Genomic DNA, 17,366 nt, shown 5'->3' with positions numbered 1-17,366 from the left:
GCCGGCCGCCCTCGACGACCCCGGCCCGGGCGGACGATGCCCGCTGCCCGCGCACGGGTCTCGTCCGCCTGTCCGGTCCGCGCAACCCCCACCTCATGCCTCCCGCCCGCGGCACGGCCCTGCGCGGCGACGAAAGGAACCCACCATGGACGACAGCCGAACCGGCTCGTCGCGCTTCCACGGACGCCGGGCCGACCGCGCCCCGATGACCTGGGGCCAGCAGGCGATCTGGAAGTCCATCCGCTGGCTGGGCGAGGGATCCCACTACTTCAACATCCGCCGGACCCTGCCCGTGCCGCCCGGTCGCACCGAGGCCCAGGTCGCTGCCGCCCTCGGGCAACTGCTGAGCCGACACGAGGCCCTGCGCACCCACTTCCGGCAGGCCGCCACCGGCCCCGAGCAGGAGGTCACGGACGAGGGGACGTTCGCGTACACCGTGTACGACACCTCACCGGGAACGGGCGCCGAGACGGCCGGCCGACTGGCCCAGGAACTCGCGGGCACCGCGTTCGACCACGACCGCGAACTCCCCCTGCGCTGCGCCCTGGTGCTGGAGGCGGGGGCCCCCGGTCAGCTGGCCCTCGCCTTCTCCCACCTCGGCGTCGACTTCTGGGCCGTACGCGAACTCCTCGCCGACCTGGCCGCGTTGCTCGACGACCGGGCGGGGCCCGCCCCCGACTGGCAGCCCCTCGACCAAGCCGCGTTCGAGACCGAGGGCGCGGGCGCCGCCCGCGGGACCGCCTCCCTGGCCTACTGGCGCACCACTCTGAGCCGGGTGCCCCCCGCCATGTGTTCACCCGGCCCGCCGACGACCCCGCGCCGGAGCGGTTCGTGCGGCTGCGCATGGACTCACCCGCGGTCGCCGTGGCCACCACCGCACTGGCCGACCGCTGCCGGGTGAGCACCCAGACGGTGCTGCTCGCCGCGACCGCCGCCGTACTCGGCTCGTACAGCGGACACAACACGGCGGTCCTCCAGCTCATCGCCGTCAACCGCCACGACGAGCGCAGCCGGCGGCTGATCGCGGCGATGGCCGAGAACGCCCTCTTCGCCGTCGACAGCGGCACCGGCTCGTTCGAGGAACTCGTCCGGCGCACCTTCCTCGTGGGCATGAACGCCTACCGGCACGCGCAGTACGACCCGCTGGCCATGGACGAGGTGCTGGAGGAGGCAAAGGCCGCGAGCGGCGGTGAGCTGGACCTCTCCTGTTTCTTCAACGACAAGCGGATGCACGACCGTTGGCCCGGTCTGCCGGCCACCGACGGATCGGCCGAACAGCTGAGGGCGCTCACCGAGAAGACCGAGGTGTCCTGCGTCGGCGTGTGGGAGCGCCAGGACGCCACCTTCTTCGTGCACACCGCGTACGAGCCGGACACTTGCCTGCTCCACCTCATGGCCGACACCCGTCTGGTCCCCAGGCCGGAGATCGAACGGCTCCTGCGGTCCTTCGAGACGCTCCTGGTCGAGAGCGTGGCGGGGACCGTCGCGCTGGAGACCCTCCGCTGATCACCGGTGAACCGGCTTTCCCCTCCGCACCCCTCCCATAAGGAAGTCACGATGAGCACTGCCACGGTATCCGTCTGGGACGACGAGTTCAGCGCCGCTGTGAAGCGGCTGACCGCCGCCGCCGAGAACGACTACTACAACCCGTACCAGACGTTCGACTGGCCCGACAGCATTCCCGAGGGCGCGCTGTGGATGAGCGAGGACCTCATGTCGGTGCACGGCACCGACGCCGCCGCCGAACTCACCCGCGACCAGTACCTGGCGCTGGCCCAATGGGAGAGCGTCAACTTCTACAGCCTGAACGTGCACGGTATCCGTGAGCTGCTCCAGGAGGTCGTGGCCCGTATCCACGCCCCCGGATACGAGATCCCCACCCCGTTCTTCCACCACTTCCTGGGTGAGGAGAACGAACACATGTGGTTCTTCGCGGAGTTCTGCCTGCGGTACGGCAAGAAGCTCTACGCCGACCGGTCCATGGCCTTCCCCGCCAAGAGCCACTCCGCGCTGCTCGACAACTTCATCGTCTTCAGCCGGATCCTGATCTTCGAGCAGATCGTCGACCACTTCAACAGCAGGATGGCCGCCGACTCGGCGCTGCCCGAGACGATCCGCGCCATCAACCGGGTCCACCACCAGGACGAGTCCCGGCACATCGCGTTCGGCTGCCAGTTGGTGCGCGCCCTGTACGAGCGGTTGTGCGAGGCCGGCGACGCCGAGGAGCAGGCCATGGCCCGCACCTACGTGGAGCGCTACATCGAGACGTCCATCCAGCAGCTGTACAGCGTCGAGGTCTACCGCGACGCCGGTATCCCCGACCCCTTCGCCTTCCGCACCCGGCTGCTGGCCGACCCGGCCCGGCAGGCGGCGCACGCCTCGATCACCTCCCGCACCACGGCCTTCTACCAGCGGATCGGCCTGCTCGGCTGAGTGCCGTCCGACCGCACCACCACCCGACGGCGTCCGCACACCGGCCGCGCCGAGCGGGAACCGCACCGGACTCAAGGAGAAGCCGCCCCATGACCACACACGCCACCCCTTCCGCCCCGCCGTCGGACACGGCCGCGCTCCGGCAGCCGGGACCCGGTCTCGTGCCGCTCGGCCCCGCCCGCACCGCGCTGTTCCACGCCCTCGACGACCTGTTCACCCAGCTGGCGGCCCAGGTGGAGGCCCCCGCCGTCGTCGGCCCCCCGCTGCTTCCCGCCGAAGGGCTGGCGCGGCTGGACTACTTCCGCAACTTCCCGCACCTGGGTGTGTCCGCGGGGCGCTTCACCGAGGAGGGCATCGACGGGCTGGCGGCCGGATCCGCGCCCGCGGACGTGTCCCTGGCCGCCACCGGCTACATGCTCCCCTCCGCGACCTGCTACGGACTGCTGCTCTCCCTGGAGGGCCAGGAGGTCGGTGCCGGACAGCGCCTCACCTCGGTCGGACGCTGCTTCCGCAACGAGACGCACTACGACGGGCTGCGCCGCCTGTGGGGCTTCCACATGCGCGAGGTCATCTACCTGGGCACCTCGCAGGGCGCGGCGGAACACCTGGCCGCGTCGAAGGAGTTCATCACCGCCCTCGCCGCCGATCTGGGCGTGGAGCTGAGCTACGAGCCCGCCAACGATCCCTTCTACGACAAGACCGGCTCCCGCGCGAAGCTGATGGCGCTGGACCCCGTCAAGTACGAGTTCCTCGCCGAGGACGGCACTGCCATCGCGTCCGTCAACCGGCACCGCAACTTCTTCGGAGAACGCCTCGGCATCACCACCGAGGGAGCCACCGCGCACAGCAGCTGCACCGCCTTCGGTGTGGAGCGCTGGGTCCACGCGATGGAACTGACGCACGGCAGCGCCGAGTCGGCCCTGGCGAGGCTCCGCGATGTCCGGGGCTGACACCGGACTCCGGCTGCCCCCGCCGCTGGCCGCGGGGGCAGCCGCCCTGGGGACCGAACTGCCGGTGATCCAGGCCGGGATGGGAGGGGTGGCGACCCCCGCGCTCGCCGCCGCCGTCAGCAGCGCCGGGGCGCTGGGCACCGTCGCCCTCTACAAGAGCGACCGGGCCCTGGCCTCCGGCCTGGTCGCGGCCACGGCGCGGGCCACGCCCGCCGTCTTCGGCGTCAACGTGATTCCCGAGGTCGCGGGGACACTGCTGGCCGATCAGCTCAGGGCCGTCCTGGATGCGGCGGACCGCGAACTCGTCGTGAACAGCTACGGCCTGCCGCCCGTTCCGTTCGCGCGGGAGGTACGCGAGGCCGGTCACCTCCTGGTGGTCCAGGTCGGCACCGCCGAGGACGCGGACGCGGCCGTCGCGATGGGTGCCCGCGCCGTGGTGCTCCAGGGAACCGACGCAGGCGGCCACCACCTCGGGACACTCCCGGTGCGGCAGCTCCTGGCGCGGACCGCCGAACGGCGCCTCGGTGTGCCGCTGTTCGCCGCCGGGGGCGTGCACCGGGGCGCGGATCTGCTCGGACTCGCCGCCCTTGGGGCGTCGGGCGCCCTGTGCGGGACGGCTTTCGTCGCCACCGAGGAGTCCGGCGCGCACCCCGCGTACCGGCAGGCGCTCACCGTGGCCGGGCCGGGCGACACGGTGACGACGGACCGGTTCTCGATCGGCTGGCCCGGCCGGGTCCATCGCGTCCTGCGCAGCCCGGTCACCGAGGCGGCCGAGCCGCTGCCGGCCCAGCTGATCGCCTGGACCACGGTCATGGGTGCCCGCCGGCCCGTTCCCCGTGGTTCGGCGGCGGCTCCCACCCTGGAGGCCGAGGGGCGGGTGGACGAGATGGCCCGGTACGCCGGGGCCGGGGTCGGCCATGTGGACGCGGTGCTGCCCGCCGCCACCGTGGTCGCCCGGCTGCGCGACGAGCTGCGCGGGGCGATCCGGACGGACGCCGCAGCTTTCGGCGGCGCCCGGTGAGCGCGGCCACGACCACCGAGAGGTCCCTGCTCACCGCCCTCCTCGCTGAGCTGGCAGCCGGTGCGCCGGTAGCGGTCGGCGTCGACCTGACGCACATCCCGTCGGTGGGCGAGCGGCTGGCCCGGCTCGGGCCCCGCTGGCTCGGCGACCAGTTCAGCGTGCGGGAGCTGCGCGAACTGGACGGTGTGCGCAACGGCGGACACGCGACCCTGGCCGGCCGTCTCGCTGCCAAGGAGGCGTTCATCAAACTGCTCACCCCTCAGGACGACTTCGTCCTGCACCGCGACATCGAGATCCTGCGTGCGTCCGGCGGGGCGCCTGTGGTCCACGCGCACCGCAGCGCCCTCGCCGCAGCCGGACGCAGGGCACTCACCTCCTGGTCGGTGAGCATCACCCACCAGGGCGACTGGGCCGCCGCCGTCGCGGTCGGCGCCCCGGCCCTGCCGGCGCCGGGCCCCGTCCACACCCACCACACACAGGAGAAGCGCTCATGAAGCAGGTAGTCGACTGGCTCTACAGCAAGAACCCCGAGCTGACCGGGGAGATCGGCACCGAACTCGACCTCATCGAAGGGCGGCTCGTCGACTCCCTGGACTTCCTGGAGTTCATCTACCTCCTGGAAGAGGTCTCCGGCAGTCCGATCGACCTGGGAACCGTCAGCGTCGACGACTTCCGGACGCTGGCGCGCATCGAGGAGCGCTTCCTGTCCGGTGGGCCCGCCCTTCAGGACGTCTCCGCATGACCGCCGCGGGGGGCACCGTCCGGTTCGGCAGCTGCGACGCCGAGCGACAGTGGCGGCCCCAGGGACTCGCCCAGCTGCCCGCTCTGCGGGACCCGCACGCGGAACGTCTGCTGAACGGCATGGACGAACTGCTCGCGGCGCTCTGCCGCCCCGGCGACGTGCTCCTCACCCATCACCGGCCCCCGGCGGCCTTCACCGAGATGATGCACGCGGCCGGTTTCGGCGCCCGGCACCTGCCGGTGCCCGGCCCCACCGGCGAGCCGGTGGAGGAGCGGCTGGCGGCGCACGGCATGGACACGGCCGGCCTCGCGGGACTGGCCTGCGCCCCGTACGCGGTACTGCCGAGCACCCGGGCGGCGCTCACCCGCATGGGGCTCGAGGGGCAGCAGCCCGACGCCGGGACGGTCCGCCGGGTCAACTCCAAGACGTTCTCGACACGGCTCGGCTTCCCCGGCTCGGGCGTGGTCGTCACCTCGGCGGACGAACTGCGCTCGGCCGCCGCCGGGGCGCCGTGCGTGGTCAAGGATCCCTACGGCGTCTCGGGCCAGGGCAATTTCGTGGTCGAAACGGCCGCCCAACTGGACAGGCTCCTGCGCGCCCTGGCCCGGCGGGAGGACCGGATCGAATTCGTCGTCCAGCCGCTGTACGAGCGGGCGGCCGATTTCGTCACGCACCTGGACATCGGACCGGCGGGACAGGTGACCTGGCACGGAACCCGTGAACTGGTCAACGAGGGGCACTCCTTCCGGGGCTCCGGCCCGGCGGGCGCCGCGCTGCTGGAACAGCTCGACCGCGCCGGGTACCGCGAGACCGTGGAGGCGGTGGCGGCGGCGGTGGCCGCCGAGGGCTACCACGGGCCGCTGGCCGTCGACTCGATGACGACCACATCGGGTGAGCTCGTCCCCGTACTCGAGGTGAACGCCCGCTTCTCGCCCGCGCTGATCGCCGCCCGGCTCGGTGTCGGGCTCCGCATGGCCTTCGTACCCGTCGCGGACGACGACTACTTCGAGCGGCTCGTCCACGCCCTGTCCGATGCCGGGCTGCTCGCCGGCGACGGCGGGCCGGGGATCCTCCCGCTCGCGGCGTCCACCCTCGCACCCCCGAGGGGCTGGCTCTTCTACGGGATCTTCGGTGATCGGGAAGACGGCACGGAACCGGACCTGACCCCCGTACTGAACGGACTCGCACCGCGAACCGGCCCAGTCGGCACAGCAGCGCACCATCTGGAGGGCACATGACAGCGATTCCGTACGACCGGCGCACCGCCGAGGACTACCGGGCCGCGCGGGAGGTTCCCCGCGCCGGGCTCGCGGCCTGGCGCGAGATCATCGGCAAGGAGGCACGTCTCACCCCCGGAGGGACCGTGCTCGACGTCGGCGCGGGGACGGGCGCCTTCGCCTCCGCGTTCCACGAGTGGTTCGGCGTGCGCGTCCTGGCCGTCGAACCGGCCGAGGCGATGCGCGCGCTCATTCCCTCCGCCGAGGGCATCGAGGTACTCGACGGGCGGGCCGAGAGCCTGCCCGTGGCCGACGGCTGCGCCGACGCGGCCTGGCTCGGCTCGGTCGTCCATCACCTGTCCGACCCGCGGGCGGCGGCGCGCGAACTGCGCCGGGCCCTGAAGCCCGGGGCGCCGGTCCTCATCCGCAACGTGTTCCCCGGACGGGCCGCCCGCGACCTGCGGGTGCGGTACTTCCCCGCCACCGAGCGCGCCATCAGCACCTACCCGAGTGTCGAACGGATCTGTGAGGCGTTCGCCACCGCGGGCTTCTCCCGGGTCGCCCTGCACTCCGTACCGCAGGAGAGCGCACCCACGCTGGCGGCGTTCGCGGACAGCATCCGCCGTGACGCCGACTCCAAACTGCGGGGCATCACCGACGAGGAGTTCGCCTCCGGGATGGCGGACCTGCGCGCGGCGGCCGAGGCCGGCCCCGCGGAGCCGGCGACCAGCTGGATGGACCTGCTGGTCCTGTCCTGATCCGCGGCCATCCCGGATCGCGGGCGACGACGAGGCGGCGGCCCCTGCTTCCCCGGTGAACGGGGAGCAGGGGCTGCAGGCCCGACGGATCAGGCCTTCACGAACGGGCGGATCGCCGTCGGTGCATGGGACGGGTCCGAGGCGACGTCCTCGAACTCGTTGACCGACGCGATGTCCGTACCGCTCATCGCGATGTTCGTGACCCGCTCCAGGATCGCCTCGACGACGACCGGCACCCGGAACTCCGCCGCGAGCTTCTTGGCCTCCTCGAACGCCGGCAGCAGCTGGTCCGGCTCGGTGACCCGGATCGCCTTGCAGCCCAGGCCCTCGACGACCTTGACGTGGTCCACGCCGTAGACGCCCAGCTCCGGGGAGTTGAGGTTCTCGAACTCCAGGTTGACCTGGAAGTCGATGTCGAAGTTGCGCTGCGCCTGGCGGATCAGCCCCAGGTAGGAGTTGTTCACCAGGACGTGCACGTACGGGATGCGGTGCTGCGCGCCGACCGCGAGCTCCTCCAGCATGAACTGGAAGTCGTAGTCGCCGGACAGGGCGACGACGGAGCCCTCGGGGTCGGCCGTCGCGACGCCCAGGGCGGCCGGGATGGTCCAGCCGAGCGGGCCCGCCTGGCCGCAGTTGATCCAGTGGCGCGGCCGGTAGACGTGCAGCATCTGCGCGCCGGCGATCTGGGAGAGGCCGATCGTGGTGACGTACCGGGTCTCGGGGCCGAACGCCCGGTTCATCTCCTCGTACACCCGCTGCGGCTTCAGCGGCACGTTGTCGAAGTGCGTGCGTCGCTGGAGCGTCGCCTTGCGCTCCTGCACGGAGGCGGCCCACTGCGAGCGGTCCTTCAGCTTGCCGGCCGCCTTCAGCTCGCGCGCCACCTCGACGAACAGCTCCAGCGCGGCCTTGGCGTCGGAGGCGATGCCAAGGTCGGGGGCGAAGATCTTGCCCAGCTGGGTGGGCTCGATGTCGACGTGGACGAACGTCCGGCCCTTCGTGTACACGTCCAGCTTGCCGGTGTGCCGGTTGGCCCAGCGGTTGCCGATGCCGAGGACGAAGTCGGACTCCAGGAAGGTCGCGTTGCCGTAGCGGTGCGAGGTCTGGAGGCCGACCATGCCGGCGTTGAGCTCGTGGTCGTCGGCGATGATGCCCCAGCCCATCAGGGTGGGAACGACCGGGATGCCGGTCAGCTCGGCGAACTCCACCAGGAGTCCGGGCGCGTCGGCGTTGATGATGCCGCCGCCCGCGACGAGCAGCGGGCGCTCGGAGGCGTTCAGCATCTCCAGGGCGCGCTCGATCTGCTTGCGGGTCGCGGCGGGCTTGTGCACCGGCAGCGGCTCGTACAGATCGGGGTCGAACTCGATCTCGGTGAGCTGCACGTCGATCGGCAGGTCGATGAGGACCGGGCCGGGACGGCCGGTGCGCATCAGGTGGAAGGCCTGCTGGAAGACGCCGGGGACCTGCGCGGCCTCCAGGACGGTGGTGGCCGCCTTGGTGACCGGCTTCGCGATCGACGCGATGTCGACCGCCTGGAAGTCCTCCTTGTGGAGCACCGCGGTCGGGGCCTGGCCGGTGATGCACAGGATCGGGATGGAGTCCGCGATGGCGGAGTAGAGGCCGGTGATCATGTCGGTGCCGGCCGGTCCCGACGTACCGATGCAGACACCGATGTTCCCCGGGCGGGCCCGGGTGTAGCCCTCCGCCATGTGGGAGGCGCCCTCGACGTGGCGGGCGAGCGTGTGATGAACCCCGCCGGAGGCCTTGAGGGCCGCGTAGAAGGGGTTGATCGCCGCGCCCGGCACACCGAACGCGTTGCTGACGCCTTCGCGCTTGAGGATCTCAACTGCCGCTCGCGCAGCGGTCATTCGAGGCATTGAGTGCTCCTGCTCGGACCTGGGTGGAGTCGGGCTCTGTCGCGCCACCTGAGAGCACCAATTCCGCATTACGGAAACTTGATTCTGCTATACGGAAGCAAATCTAAAGCGCACCCGGACAGCCGTCAAGAGAGGCCGCCGGGGAGGTCCCGCCTGCGGACCGGAACGACGAAGTACCCCAAGTCCCTCCCGGGGGCCTCGCTCTTGGTGGAGCATGGAGGTACGGAGCGGAGCCGGCCCGGATTCCGGGCCGGCCGCATGATCGTCGGCCGTGGGGAGTCCGAGGGTGGAATCAGTGCCGGTACGGTGCCCGGCCTGCCGCCGCGACCACGCGTACACGACGCCCGTCTATCCCTGCCCCTGCGGCGCACCGACCGCCCCGCCCCTGCTGCGCGGCGCCCCCGTCACACCGATCACCCACCGCACCTGGAACGACGACTGGGTGACGGTGCGCTGTCGCGGCTGCGGCCGGCACGACCAGTGGCCGCAGCCGGAGCTGTGCTGCCCGTGCGGGGCCGTCCTGCGGATCCCGGTCCGCCCGGTGGCGGCGCCCGGCCGCGGAGGCCGCTCGTCCTCACGGCCCGTACGGCCGTCGCACATACCGCTGCCGCGTACGGCCCCGGCGCCGCGGCCTCCTTTCCGGCCACTCACGATCCGCACCGCGCGCGACGCGGTCGGCGCCGCCGCGCTGTACCTGAAGTGGCTGGGCTACCGCGATGTCGTGCAGCCCGCCGGGCGCCCCGCTTCCCGGATCGACCTGCGGGCGGCCGGACTGATCGCGCAGGTCGACTCCGCCACCCGGCCGACCGCGCTGCGCGACGTCGAATGCCTGTGGCTCAACGCCCTCAGCGCCTCGGTGTCGAGCGTCTTCTTCTCGCTCGCGGGGTACGCGCCGGAGGCCAGGGAGCGGGCGGACGGGCTCCGCATCCCGCTGTTCGTCATGGACCTCACCGGGACCCCGCAGCCGGTGAACAGCCCGGCGGACGAACTGCTCAGCACCGGCGCCTGAGCCCGGTACGCCACCGACCGACAGGCCTCACGCGCGCCATACTGAAGCATGCGCATCCGTCCCGCCCACCGCTCGGATCTCCCGCTCCTCCAGGACATCGAGCGCGCCGCAGGCGAATCCTTCCGCATGCTCGGCATGTCCTGCGTGGCCGACGACGACCCCCCGCCCCTGGAACTGCTGGACGGCTACCGCACGGCCGGCCGCGCCTGGGTGACCACGGGCCCCGACGGCCGGCCCCTCGGCTATCTGATCGCCGACCCGGTCGACGGCGCCGGCCACATCGAACAGGTCTCCATCCACCCGTCGGCCGCCCGGCGCGGCCTGGGCAGCGCCCTCATCGACCGCGCCGGGGCCTGGGCCGCGCACGAAGGGCTGACCGCGCTGACGCTGACGACGTTCACCCACGTCCCGTGGAACGCGCCGTACTACGCCCGGCTCGGCTTCCGCGCGCTGACGGAATCCGGCCTCACGGACGGGCTGCGCAGAATTCGCGCCGAGGAGGCGGAGCACGGCCTCGACCGGTGGCCGCGGGTCTGCATGCGGCGCGACGTGCCGCACCTCACAGAAACCGTCCGGCCACAGTGAGTGCTATCGGTCACGTTCGAGCCAGGGGCCACAGATGTTCGGTCTGTTGTCAGTTGCGGGCCCTAGAGTGGGGCGCATGGTCTTAACTCCACGGCTTTCTCCACCCACGACACCAGCCGCTCCGTCGCGCGGCACCTTCCCCGCACAGCCGGCCCACCCCGCCGCCGTCGAGGCGAACGAGGCGATCCGCGCGCTCGTGGACGCGCGTGCCGGCGAGGACTGGTCCCCCATGGAGTCCGCGGCCTACGAGGTACTGCTGATCGAATGGGCGGCCGCCACCCAGGGCACCGCCGGCGACATCATCGAAGCCGCCTGACGGTGCCAGTCCGCCGGCGCTACCGGCCGTAGTTCTCCCGCAGTTCGATCTTCCGGACCTTGCCGCTGACCGTCATCGGGAAGGCCTCCATGATCCGGAGCAGGCGCGGCACCTTGTAGTGCGCCAGCTGCTCGGCGCAGAAGGCCTTGACGTCCTCCAGGCTCGGCGGATCGGCCGGGTCCGAGGGAATGACGCAGGCCAGGATCTCCTCGCCGTACCGCTCGTCCGCGACACCCACCACCTGCACGTCGGCGATCTTCGGGTGCCGGTACAGGAACTCCTCGACCTCCCGGGGATAGACGTTCTCACCGCCCCGGATGATCACGTCCTTGATCCGGCCGACGATCTGCACATAGCCGTCCTCGCGCATCACCGCGAGGTCCCCGGTGTGCATCCAGCGCCCCGCGTCGATCACCTCCGCGGTCCGCTCGGGCTGCTCCCAGTAGCCGAGCATCACGCTGTAGCCGCGGACGCACAGTTCGCCCGACACACCGCGCTCCAGCGTCACCCCGGTCGCCGGGTCGACGACCTTGACCTCGATGTGCGGCATCGCGCGGCCGACCGTGCCCGTGCGGCGCTCCAGGTCGTCGTCGCGGCGGGTCTGGGTGGAGACCGGCGAGGTCTCCGTCATGCCGTAACAGATGGCCACCTCGTCCATGTGCATCTCCGCGACGACCCGCTTCATCACCTCGACCGGGCAGGGTGATCCGGCCATGATGCCGGTGCGCAGCGAGGAGAGGTCGTACGAGGAGAACGTGGGGAGGTTCAGCTCCGCGATGAACATCGTCGGGACGCCGTACAGCGAGGTACAGCGCTCCTGTTCGACGGCGGCGAGCACGGCGGCCGCCTCGAAGGCGGGTGCGGGGATCACGATGCAGGCGCCGTGCGAGGTGGCACCGAGGTTGCCCATGACCATGCCGAAGCAGTGGTAGAACGGCACCGGGAGACAGATCCGGTCCTGTTCGGTGTAGGCGACCAACTCCCCGACGAAGTAACCGTTGTTGAGGATGTTGTGATGGGAGAGGGTGGCCCCCTTGGGGAAGCCCGTCGTGCCGGAGGTGTACTGGATGTTGATCGGGTCGTCACAGGACAACCCGGCCTCCCTGGCGGCGAGTTGCTCCGGGGTCACCGATCCGGCGACGGCGAGGAGCTCGTCCCAGGAGCGGTCGCCGATGTAGTGCACGGCGCGCAGGGCCGGGCAGTTCCCGCGGACCCCGTCGACCAGGGCCCGGTAGTCGCTGGTGCGGTGGACGAGCGAGGCGGCCAGCAGGGAGATGCCGGCCTGCTTCAGCACGTACTCCAGCTCGTGCGCCCGGTAGGCGGGGTTGATGTTGACCATGACGGCGCCGATGCGCGCGGTCGCGTACTGGACGAGCACCCACTCCGGGCAGTTGACCGCCCAGATGCCGACCCGGTCACCCCGGTCCACGCCCGAGGCCATGAGCGCACGGGCCAGTTCGTCGACGGCCGCGCCGAACTCGGCGTAGGTCCAGCGCCGCCCGGACGGTACGTCGACGAGCGCCTCCCGGTCCGGGTACGCCTGGACCGCCCGGTCGAGGTTGCGTCCGATGGTGTCGCCGAGCAGGGCGGTGGTGCCGGTGCCATGGGCGTAGGACGGCTCGGTCATGTCAGGTCCCCCTCGCTGTACTCGGTGCCGCCGCCCTGGGCGGTGCGCTCGCGCAGCTCGATGCGGCGGATCTTCCCGGAGACGGTCTTGGGCAGCTCGGCGAACTCCAGCCGGCGGACCCGCTTGTACGGGGCGAGCACGGCCCTGGAGTGGGCGAAGAGCACCTTGGCGGTGTCCGGACCGGGCACCCAGCCCTCGGCGAGCACGATGTACGCCTTCGGGACGGAGAGGCGCACCGGGTCGGGGGCCGGTACGACGGCGGCCTCGGCGACCGCCTCGTGCTCCAGGAGTGCGCTCTCCAGCTCGAACGGGGAGATCTTGTAGTCGGAGGCCTTGAACACGTCGTCGGCGCGGCCGACGTAGGTGATGTAGCCGTCGGCGTCCCGGGCGCCGATGTCGCCGGTGCGGTAGTAGCCGCCCGCCATCGCCTCGGCGGTACGGTCCGGGTCGCCGTGGTATCCGGTCATCAGGCCGACCGGGTGGCCCGACAGGTCGAGCGAGATCTCTCCCTCGACGGCGCCGGGCTCGCCGCTGACCGGGTCGAGGAGGACGACCTTGTAGCCGGGGCTCGGGCGGCCCATCGACCCGGCCTTCAGGACCTGGCCGGGGGTGTTCGCGACCTGGACGGCGGTCTCCGTCTGGCCGAAGCCGTCGCGGATGGTGACGCCCCAGGCGCGCCGGACGGTCTCGATGACCTCGGGGTTCAGCGGTTCGCCCGCCGCGACGACCTCGCGCGGCGGGGTCGTCAGCTGGGAGAGGTCGGCCTGGATGAGCATGCGCCAGACGGTGGGCGGGGCGCAGAAGCTGGTGATGCCCGAGCGGTCCATCTCGGCCATCAGCCGTCCGGCGTCGAAGCGGGTGTAGTTGAAGATGAAGACGGTCGCCTCGGCGCTCCACGGGGCGAAGAGGTTGGACCAGGCGTGCTTGGCCCAGCCGGGCGAGGAGATGTTGAGGTGGACGTCGCCGGGCTTGAGCCCGATCCAGTACATCGTCGACAAGTGGCCCACGGGGTAGGAGACATGGGTGTGCTCGACGAGCTTGGGGCTGGCGGTGGTGCCCGAAGTGAAGTAGAGCATCAGGGGTTCGTCGGCGTCGGTCTCGCGGTCCGCCGTGAAGGTCTCCGGCTGCTCGTCGGCCCCGGTGTAGGAGATCCAGCCCTCGGTGTCGGCGCCGACGGAGATCCGGGTGTAGTCGCCGGGCACCTCGTCGAACTTGGCGGTGTCGGCGTCCCGGACCAGGACGTGCCGGACCCGGCCGCGCTCGACCCGGTCGCGGAGGTCTACGGGGCCCAGCAGCGGCGTCGCGGGGATGACGACGGCGCGCAGCTTCATCGCGGCGAGTGCGGTCTCCCAGAGTTCGGTCTGGTTGCCGAGCATGACCAGGATGCGGTCGCCCTCGCGCACGCCCTGGGCGCGCAGCCAGTTCGCGGCCTGGTTGGAGCGGGCGGACATCCGGGCGAAGGACACCTCGGTTCGTCCGCCGTCCTCCTCCACGATGTGCAGGGCGGTGCGGTCGTTGCCCTCGGAGATGACGTCGAACCAGTCGAGCGCCCAGTTGAAGTGGTCGCTGCGGGGCCAGCGAAAGCCCTCGTAGGCCGCGGTGTAGTCCTCGCGGTGCCGTAGCAGGAAGTCCCGGGCGGCCCGGAACGTCTCCGTCGAGCTGGATGCCGACATGTGCCCTCCTCATTGCGGACCGGACCGGTCACCGTCTCGGGCCGGTCGCTTAACATCATGTAAACAGTGACCCAGCTCTCACCACCCCCGAACGGGGGTGCCGCGAGGAATGACGTGTTCCCGGAGCCGGGTGGAGAGGCGTCAGCGTGCCGGAATCGGTCGATGCGGTCGAGATGCAAGCGGCGCTGCTGCGGCTGCGCCGGACGAGCGGGCTGCCCGTGGCGTTCGGCGGGCTGCTCTCCGACACCCGCCACGCCAGGATCGCGGAGCTGAACGGAGCACAGACCACGGCCCTGCGCGGGCTGGTGATCTCGGCCGGCAGCGGCCTCGGCGGCAAGTCGATCGCCCTGTCACGGCCGTGTGCGGTGACCGACTACCACTCCTCGCGCCACATCAGCCACGAGTACGACATGGCCGTGGCCGCCGAGGGCCTGCGCTCGGTGGTCGCCGTGCCCGTCGTCGTGCGCCGCAAGGTGCGGGGTGTGCTGTACGGGGCGCTGCGCGAGCCCATCGGTCTGGGGGACCGTACGTTCGACGCCGCGGTCGCGGCGGCCCGCGACGTGGAGCAGGCGCTGGCCGTGCGGGACGAGGTGCAGCAGTTGCTCGCCGTGACCCGGGAGGAGGTCACCGACCCGCGGGCCGTGCCCGGGGCGTGGGAGGACGTCCGGGAGGCGCACCGTGAGCTGCGCGCCCTCGCGCCGAAGGTCGTCGACCCGGCGCTGCGGGAGGAGTTGCTCGCGGTGTGCGGGCGGCTCGCCGCCGCGGCGGGTGCCCGGGTGCCCAGGGCTCGCGACGTCCAGCTGGCGCCGCGCGAGGTGGACGTCCTCGCCTGTGTCGCCGCGGGCGCCACGAACGCGGTGGCGGCGGACCGGCTCGGGCTGCGGCCGGAGACGGTGAAGGGGTATCTCCGCGCGGCGATGCGGAAGCTGGGCGCGCACACCCGGCTGGAGGCGGTCGTCGCGGCCCGGCGGGCCGGCCTGCTGCCGTAGGTTCAGTCGCCGAAGTCGACGAACGAGGCGAACCGGACGTCACCGCCGTTGCCGCCGGCACCGCCGGTGGCCGTCTTCGTCATCACGGAGAGCAGGGCCACGGCCTCGTCCGTGACCTCGTCCCGCTCGGCTGCGGTGAACGGGCGCAGCTCCTGCACGGTGACCGTCGCCGGCGTACCGGCCCCGCCGGCCTCCAGCCGCCAGATCGCCGCGAGGAATCCGTCGACCAGCACACTGCCGTAGGCCTGGTTCCCCACCCCGTTGCACCCCTTGAGCGGCGGCGGAATGACGCGGGTCCGGTCCGCGTGGCCGAGCAGGACGTTGTCGAACTCGGGCAGGTCGAAGAGCTCGACGCCGTTCTCGTCCCGGAAGGTGACCAGCTGCGGGCGGAGCCGTTCGAAGACCTCGCGCAGCCGGGTCAGCCCTGCCCAGGACTGCATGTCCTTGACCGAAGCGGGTCCGAAGGCGGCGAGGTAGCGCAGCACGGTCCCGTCGGGCGGGGGAACCGGCGCGGAGGGCCTGCCGAGCCAGTGCTCCGCGGTGGTGAGCGCGACCTGGCCGCTCTTGCCCCAGACCCCGCGCGGGGTGACCTGGACGAGGGGCAGCAGGCAGCGTGCGGCCGTGCCCAGCGCCTGCGGATCCGCGTCGGGCCACTCGGTGAGCAGCCTTTCGCGGATCTCCTTCGGGGTGCGGGGCGCCTCTTCGACGTACACCCTGCCGAGGTCTCTCAGCCGGTCGAGGTCCACACCCACGAGCCCCTTCCGGAAGATCCTGAGCTCCCGGTCGCGGGCCTCCTGCACGAGAGGGCGCAGGGTCAGGGCGTCGTCGGCGGTGTGAGTGTGGATGGTGGAGCGCAGGGTGACGATACGGACGACCCGGCGCGACTCCATCAGCGCGGCGAGCCGGTCCGGTTCGAAGCCCTCCAGCCGGGCGAGGAGCTGGAAGTACGGCGGCTTGGTGTTCTGCGCCTGGAGTCCGACGAGATGCCGGACGGCGTCCTCGGCGCTCATCACCGCACGCCTGAGCAGGAGTTGGCGCTCCAAGGTCGCGCGCCCCAAGGCCCGCGGCGAGAGCACGGCGGCCGGGGCGGCGGAGGTCTTCTTCTTCACAGCCATGGACGGCACGCTACGCGGCCATGCGGTCAGATCCTGTCCTGATGACGGCTTCCCGGGTCAGTCCGGCCCTGGTGGCGGTTTCCCGTACCGGTACGTTCTGCGCCATGCCGCTGCCCGCGGGTTCCGGCCATTCGCGCCGGGCACCCGCATCATGGTCCGGTGATCAGCGTCCTGTTCGCCGTCCTGACCGCGCTCAGCAACGGCGCGGCCTCCGTCCTCCAGCGTCGTGCCGCGAGTACCGCCCCCGACAGCGAGGCGATGCGGCTGTCACTGATCGGCCATCTGCTGCGCCAGAAGGTGTGGCTGGCCGGCATCGGCCTGGTGATCGTCGCCGCCGTCTGCCAGGCCGTGGCACTGGCCACCGGCCCCATCGCCGTGGTGCAGCCGATCTTCGTGATCGAACTGCCGGCGACACTCCTGATGGCCGGCTTCGTGATGCGGGTGCGGCTGCCCCGGCCGGTGTGGTCCGGCGTGGCCGCCGTGACGTCCGGTCTGGCCCTCGGCATGGCGTCGGCGGCTCCGGGCGGGGGCAGCGCCACGGTGCACGGGGCCGCGTGGGTGCCTGCGCTGATCCTGACGGGCCTGTTCGAGGCGGCCCTGATCGCGGCCGCCCTGGCCACGCGCGGCAATCCCCGGGCGGCGCTGCTGGGCCTGGCCGCCGCCTGTGCGTACGCGCTGACCGCGGCCCTGATGAAGGACGCCATGGCCCGGCTCGACGAGGGCGGGGCGGCGGCGCTGTTCACGGCCTGGCAGCTCTACGGCACCGCGGTGGCGGGCGTCGGCGCGTTGTTCCTGCTGCAGAACGCGCTGCAGGCGGGCACGCTGGTCGCGGTCCAGCCGTGCCTGACCCTGGGTGATGCCCTGATCAGCATCCTGTACGGGGTGACTTTGTTCGGCGAGGAGCTTCGCACCGGCTGGTGGGTGCTGCCGGAGCTGCTGGCGCTCGGCCTGATCGCCGTGGGCTGCGTGGCACTGGCGCGCTCGCCGCTGGCCTCCGGGAACACGACGGCCCCGGCCCGTGCGCGGCGCGTCGACTGAGACGCCGCGTACGGGCCGG

18 protein-coding genes are annotated in these 17,366 nt (G+C 71.9%); 14 read left to right on the top strand and 4 right to left on the bottom strand.

What is annotated here, in order from left to right; genetic code table 11:
- Positions 1 to 145: 145 nt before the first annotated feature.
- The 9 genes from JGS39_RS02570 (at position 146) to JGS39_RS02530 (ending at position 7,121) form a co-directional block, all read left to right on the top strand.
- Positions 146 to 901: a condensation domain-containing protein gene (locus tag JGS39_RS02570; protein WP_219567017.1), complete on the top strand. Its 756-nt coding sequence runs from the start codon at positions 146 to 148 to the stop codon at positions 899 to 901.
- A complete protein-coding gene (locus JGS39_RS02565) occupies positions 844 to 1,506 on the top strand; it encodes a hypothetical protein (protein WP_219567016.1) in 663 nt (220 codons plus the stop codon). The genes JGS39_RS02570 and JGS39_RS02565 overlap by 58 nt, the downstream gene beginning before the upstream one ends.
- 51 nt (positions 1,507 to 1,557) lie before the next feature.
- Positions 1,558 to 2,433 (top strand): diiron oxygenase, encoded by an 876-nt coding sequence (locus JGS39_RS02560; RefSeq protein ID WP_219567015.1) that lies wholly within the window; start codon positions 1,558 to 1,560, stop codon positions 2,431 to 2,433.
- An 89-nt stretch (positions 2,434 to 2,522) separates the two neighbouring features.
- Positions 2,523 to 3,383, top strand: a complete 861-nt coding sequence (locus JGS39_RS02555) for a class-II aminoacyl-tRNA synthetase family protein (protein WP_219567014.1) — start codon at positions 2,523 to 2,525, stop codon at positions 3,381 to 3,383.
- A complete protein-coding gene (locus JGS39_RS02550; protein WP_219567013.1) occupies positions 3,370 to 4,404 on the top strand; it encodes an NAD(P)H-dependent flavin oxidoreductase in 1,035 nt (344 codons plus the stop codon). Before JGS39_RS02555 ends, JGS39_RS02550 begins: the two co-directional genes overlap by 14 nt.
- Positions 4,401 to 4,898 (top strand): holo-ACP synthase, encoded by a 498-nt coding sequence (locus JGS39_RS02545; RefSeq protein WP_219567012.1) that lies wholly within the window; start codon positions 4,401 to 4,403, stop codon positions 4,896 to 4,898. Before JGS39_RS02550 ends, JGS39_RS02545 begins: the two co-directional genes overlap by 4 nt.
- The gene (locus JGS39_RS02540; RefSeq protein WP_219567011.1) at positions 4,895 to 5,146 is read left to right on the top strand and encodes an acyl carrier protein; all 252 of its coding nucleotides are present in this window, start codon (positions 4,895 to 4,897) and stop codon (positions 5,144 to 5,146) included. The genes JGS39_RS02545 and JGS39_RS02540 overlap by 4 nt, the downstream gene beginning before the upstream one ends.
- Entirely contained in the window at positions 5,143 to 6,384 is a 1,242-nt protein-coding gene (locus JGS39_RS02535; RefSeq protein ID WP_219567010.1) for an ATP-grasp domain-containing protein, read from the top strand. Before JGS39_RS02540 ends, JGS39_RS02535 begins: the two co-directional genes overlap by 4 nt.
- Positions 6,381 to 7,121, top strand: a complete 741-nt coding sequence (locus tag JGS39_RS02530; RefSeq protein ID WP_219567009.1) for a class I SAM-dependent methyltransferase — start codon at positions 6,381 to 6,383, stop codon at positions 7,119 to 7,121. Before JGS39_RS02535 ends, JGS39_RS02530 begins: the two co-directional genes overlap by 4 nt.
- An 89-nt stretch (positions 7,122 to 7,210) precedes the next feature.
- Here JGS39_RS02530 and gcl read toward each other — a convergent pair whose 3' ends face one another.
- Complete coding sequence (gene gcl, locus JGS39_RS02525; RefSeq protein ID WP_219567008.1) at positions 7,211 to 8,986, bottom strand: glyoxylate carboligase; 1,776 nt, start codon at positions 8,984 to 8,986, stop codon at positions 7,211 to 7,213.
- 295 nt (positions 8,987 to 9,281) lie between these two features.
- Here gcl and JGS39_RS02520 point away from each other — a divergent pair, with 295 nt between their 5' ends.
- The 3 genes from JGS39_RS02520 (at position 9,282) to JGS39_RS02510 (ending at position 10,905) form a co-directional block, all read left to right on the top strand.
- Entirely contained in the window at positions 9,282 to 10,004 is a 723-nt protein-coding gene (locus JGS39_RS02520) for a hypothetical protein (protein WP_219567007.1), read from the top strand.
- A 48-nt stretch (positions 10,005 to 10,052) separates the two neighbouring features.
- Positions 10,053 to 10,589, top strand: coding sequence for a GNAT family N-acetyltransferase (locus JGS39_RS02515; protein WP_219567006.1), 537 nt, complete (start codon positions 10,053 to 10,055; stop codon positions 10,587 to 10,589).
- A 76-nt stretch (positions 10,590 to 10,665) separates the two neighbouring features.
- A complete protein-coding gene (locus JGS39_RS02510; protein ID WP_219567005.1) occupies positions 10,666 to 10,905 on the top strand; it encodes a hypothetical protein in 240 nt (79 codons plus the stop codon).
- A gap of 19 nt (positions 10,906 to 10,924) precedes the next feature.
- On the opposite strand, the gene JGS39_RS02505 is transcribed toward JGS39_RS02510, so the two are convergent.
- Positions 10,925 to 12,532 carry an AMP-binding protein gene (locus JGS39_RS02505; protein WP_219567004.1) on the bottom strand — a complete coding sequence of 536 codons (1,608 nt, stop codon included), beginning with the start codon at positions 12,530 to 12,532 and terminating at the stop codon, positions 10,925 to 10,927.
- Entirely contained in the window at positions 12,529 to 14,205 is a 1,677-nt protein-coding gene (locus tag JGS39_RS02500; RefSeq protein WP_219567003.1) for an AMP-binding protein, read from the bottom strand. Before JGS39_RS02500 ends, JGS39_RS02505 begins: the two co-directional genes overlap by 4 nt.
- A gap of 146 nt (positions 14,206 to 14,351) precedes the next feature.
- Here JGS39_RS02500 and JGS39_RS02495 point away from each other — a divergent pair, with 146 nt between their 5' ends.
- Positions 14,352 to 15,194 (top strand): response regulator transcription factor, encoded by an 843-nt coding sequence (locus tag JGS39_RS02495; protein WP_219567002.1) that lies wholly within the window; start codon positions 14,352 to 14,354, stop codon positions 15,192 to 15,194.
- Between the two features lie 2 nt (positions 15,195 to 15,196).
- Here the strand turns inward: JGS39_RS02495 and JGS39_RS02490 are convergent, their stop codons facing one another.
- Entirely contained in the window at positions 15,197 to 16,309 is a 1,113-nt protein-coding gene (locus tag JGS39_RS02490) for a winged helix DNA-binding domain-containing protein (RefSeq protein ID WP_219567001.1), read from the bottom strand.
- A gap of 159 nt (positions 16,310 to 16,468) precedes the next feature.
- On the opposite strand from JGS39_RS02490, the gene JGS39_RS02485 reads away from it, so the two are divergent.
- On the top strand, positions 16,469 to 17,347 hold the full coding sequence (locus JGS39_RS02485) for a DMT family transporter (RefSeq protein WP_219567000.1): 879 nt from the start codon (positions 16,469 to 16,471) through the stop codon (positions 17,345 to 17,347).
- Positions 17,348 to 17,366: the final 19 nt, after the last annotated feature.

Origin of the sequence: Streptomyces poriferorum, assembly GCF_019399235.1 — a bacterium.
In the GTDB taxonomy this organism is placed as follows: domain Bacteria; phylum Actinomycetota; class Actinomycetes; order Streptomycetales; family Streptomycetaceae; genus Streptomyces; species Streptomyces poriferorum.
This window is presented reverse-complemented; position numbering and strand designations above follow the sequence as displayed.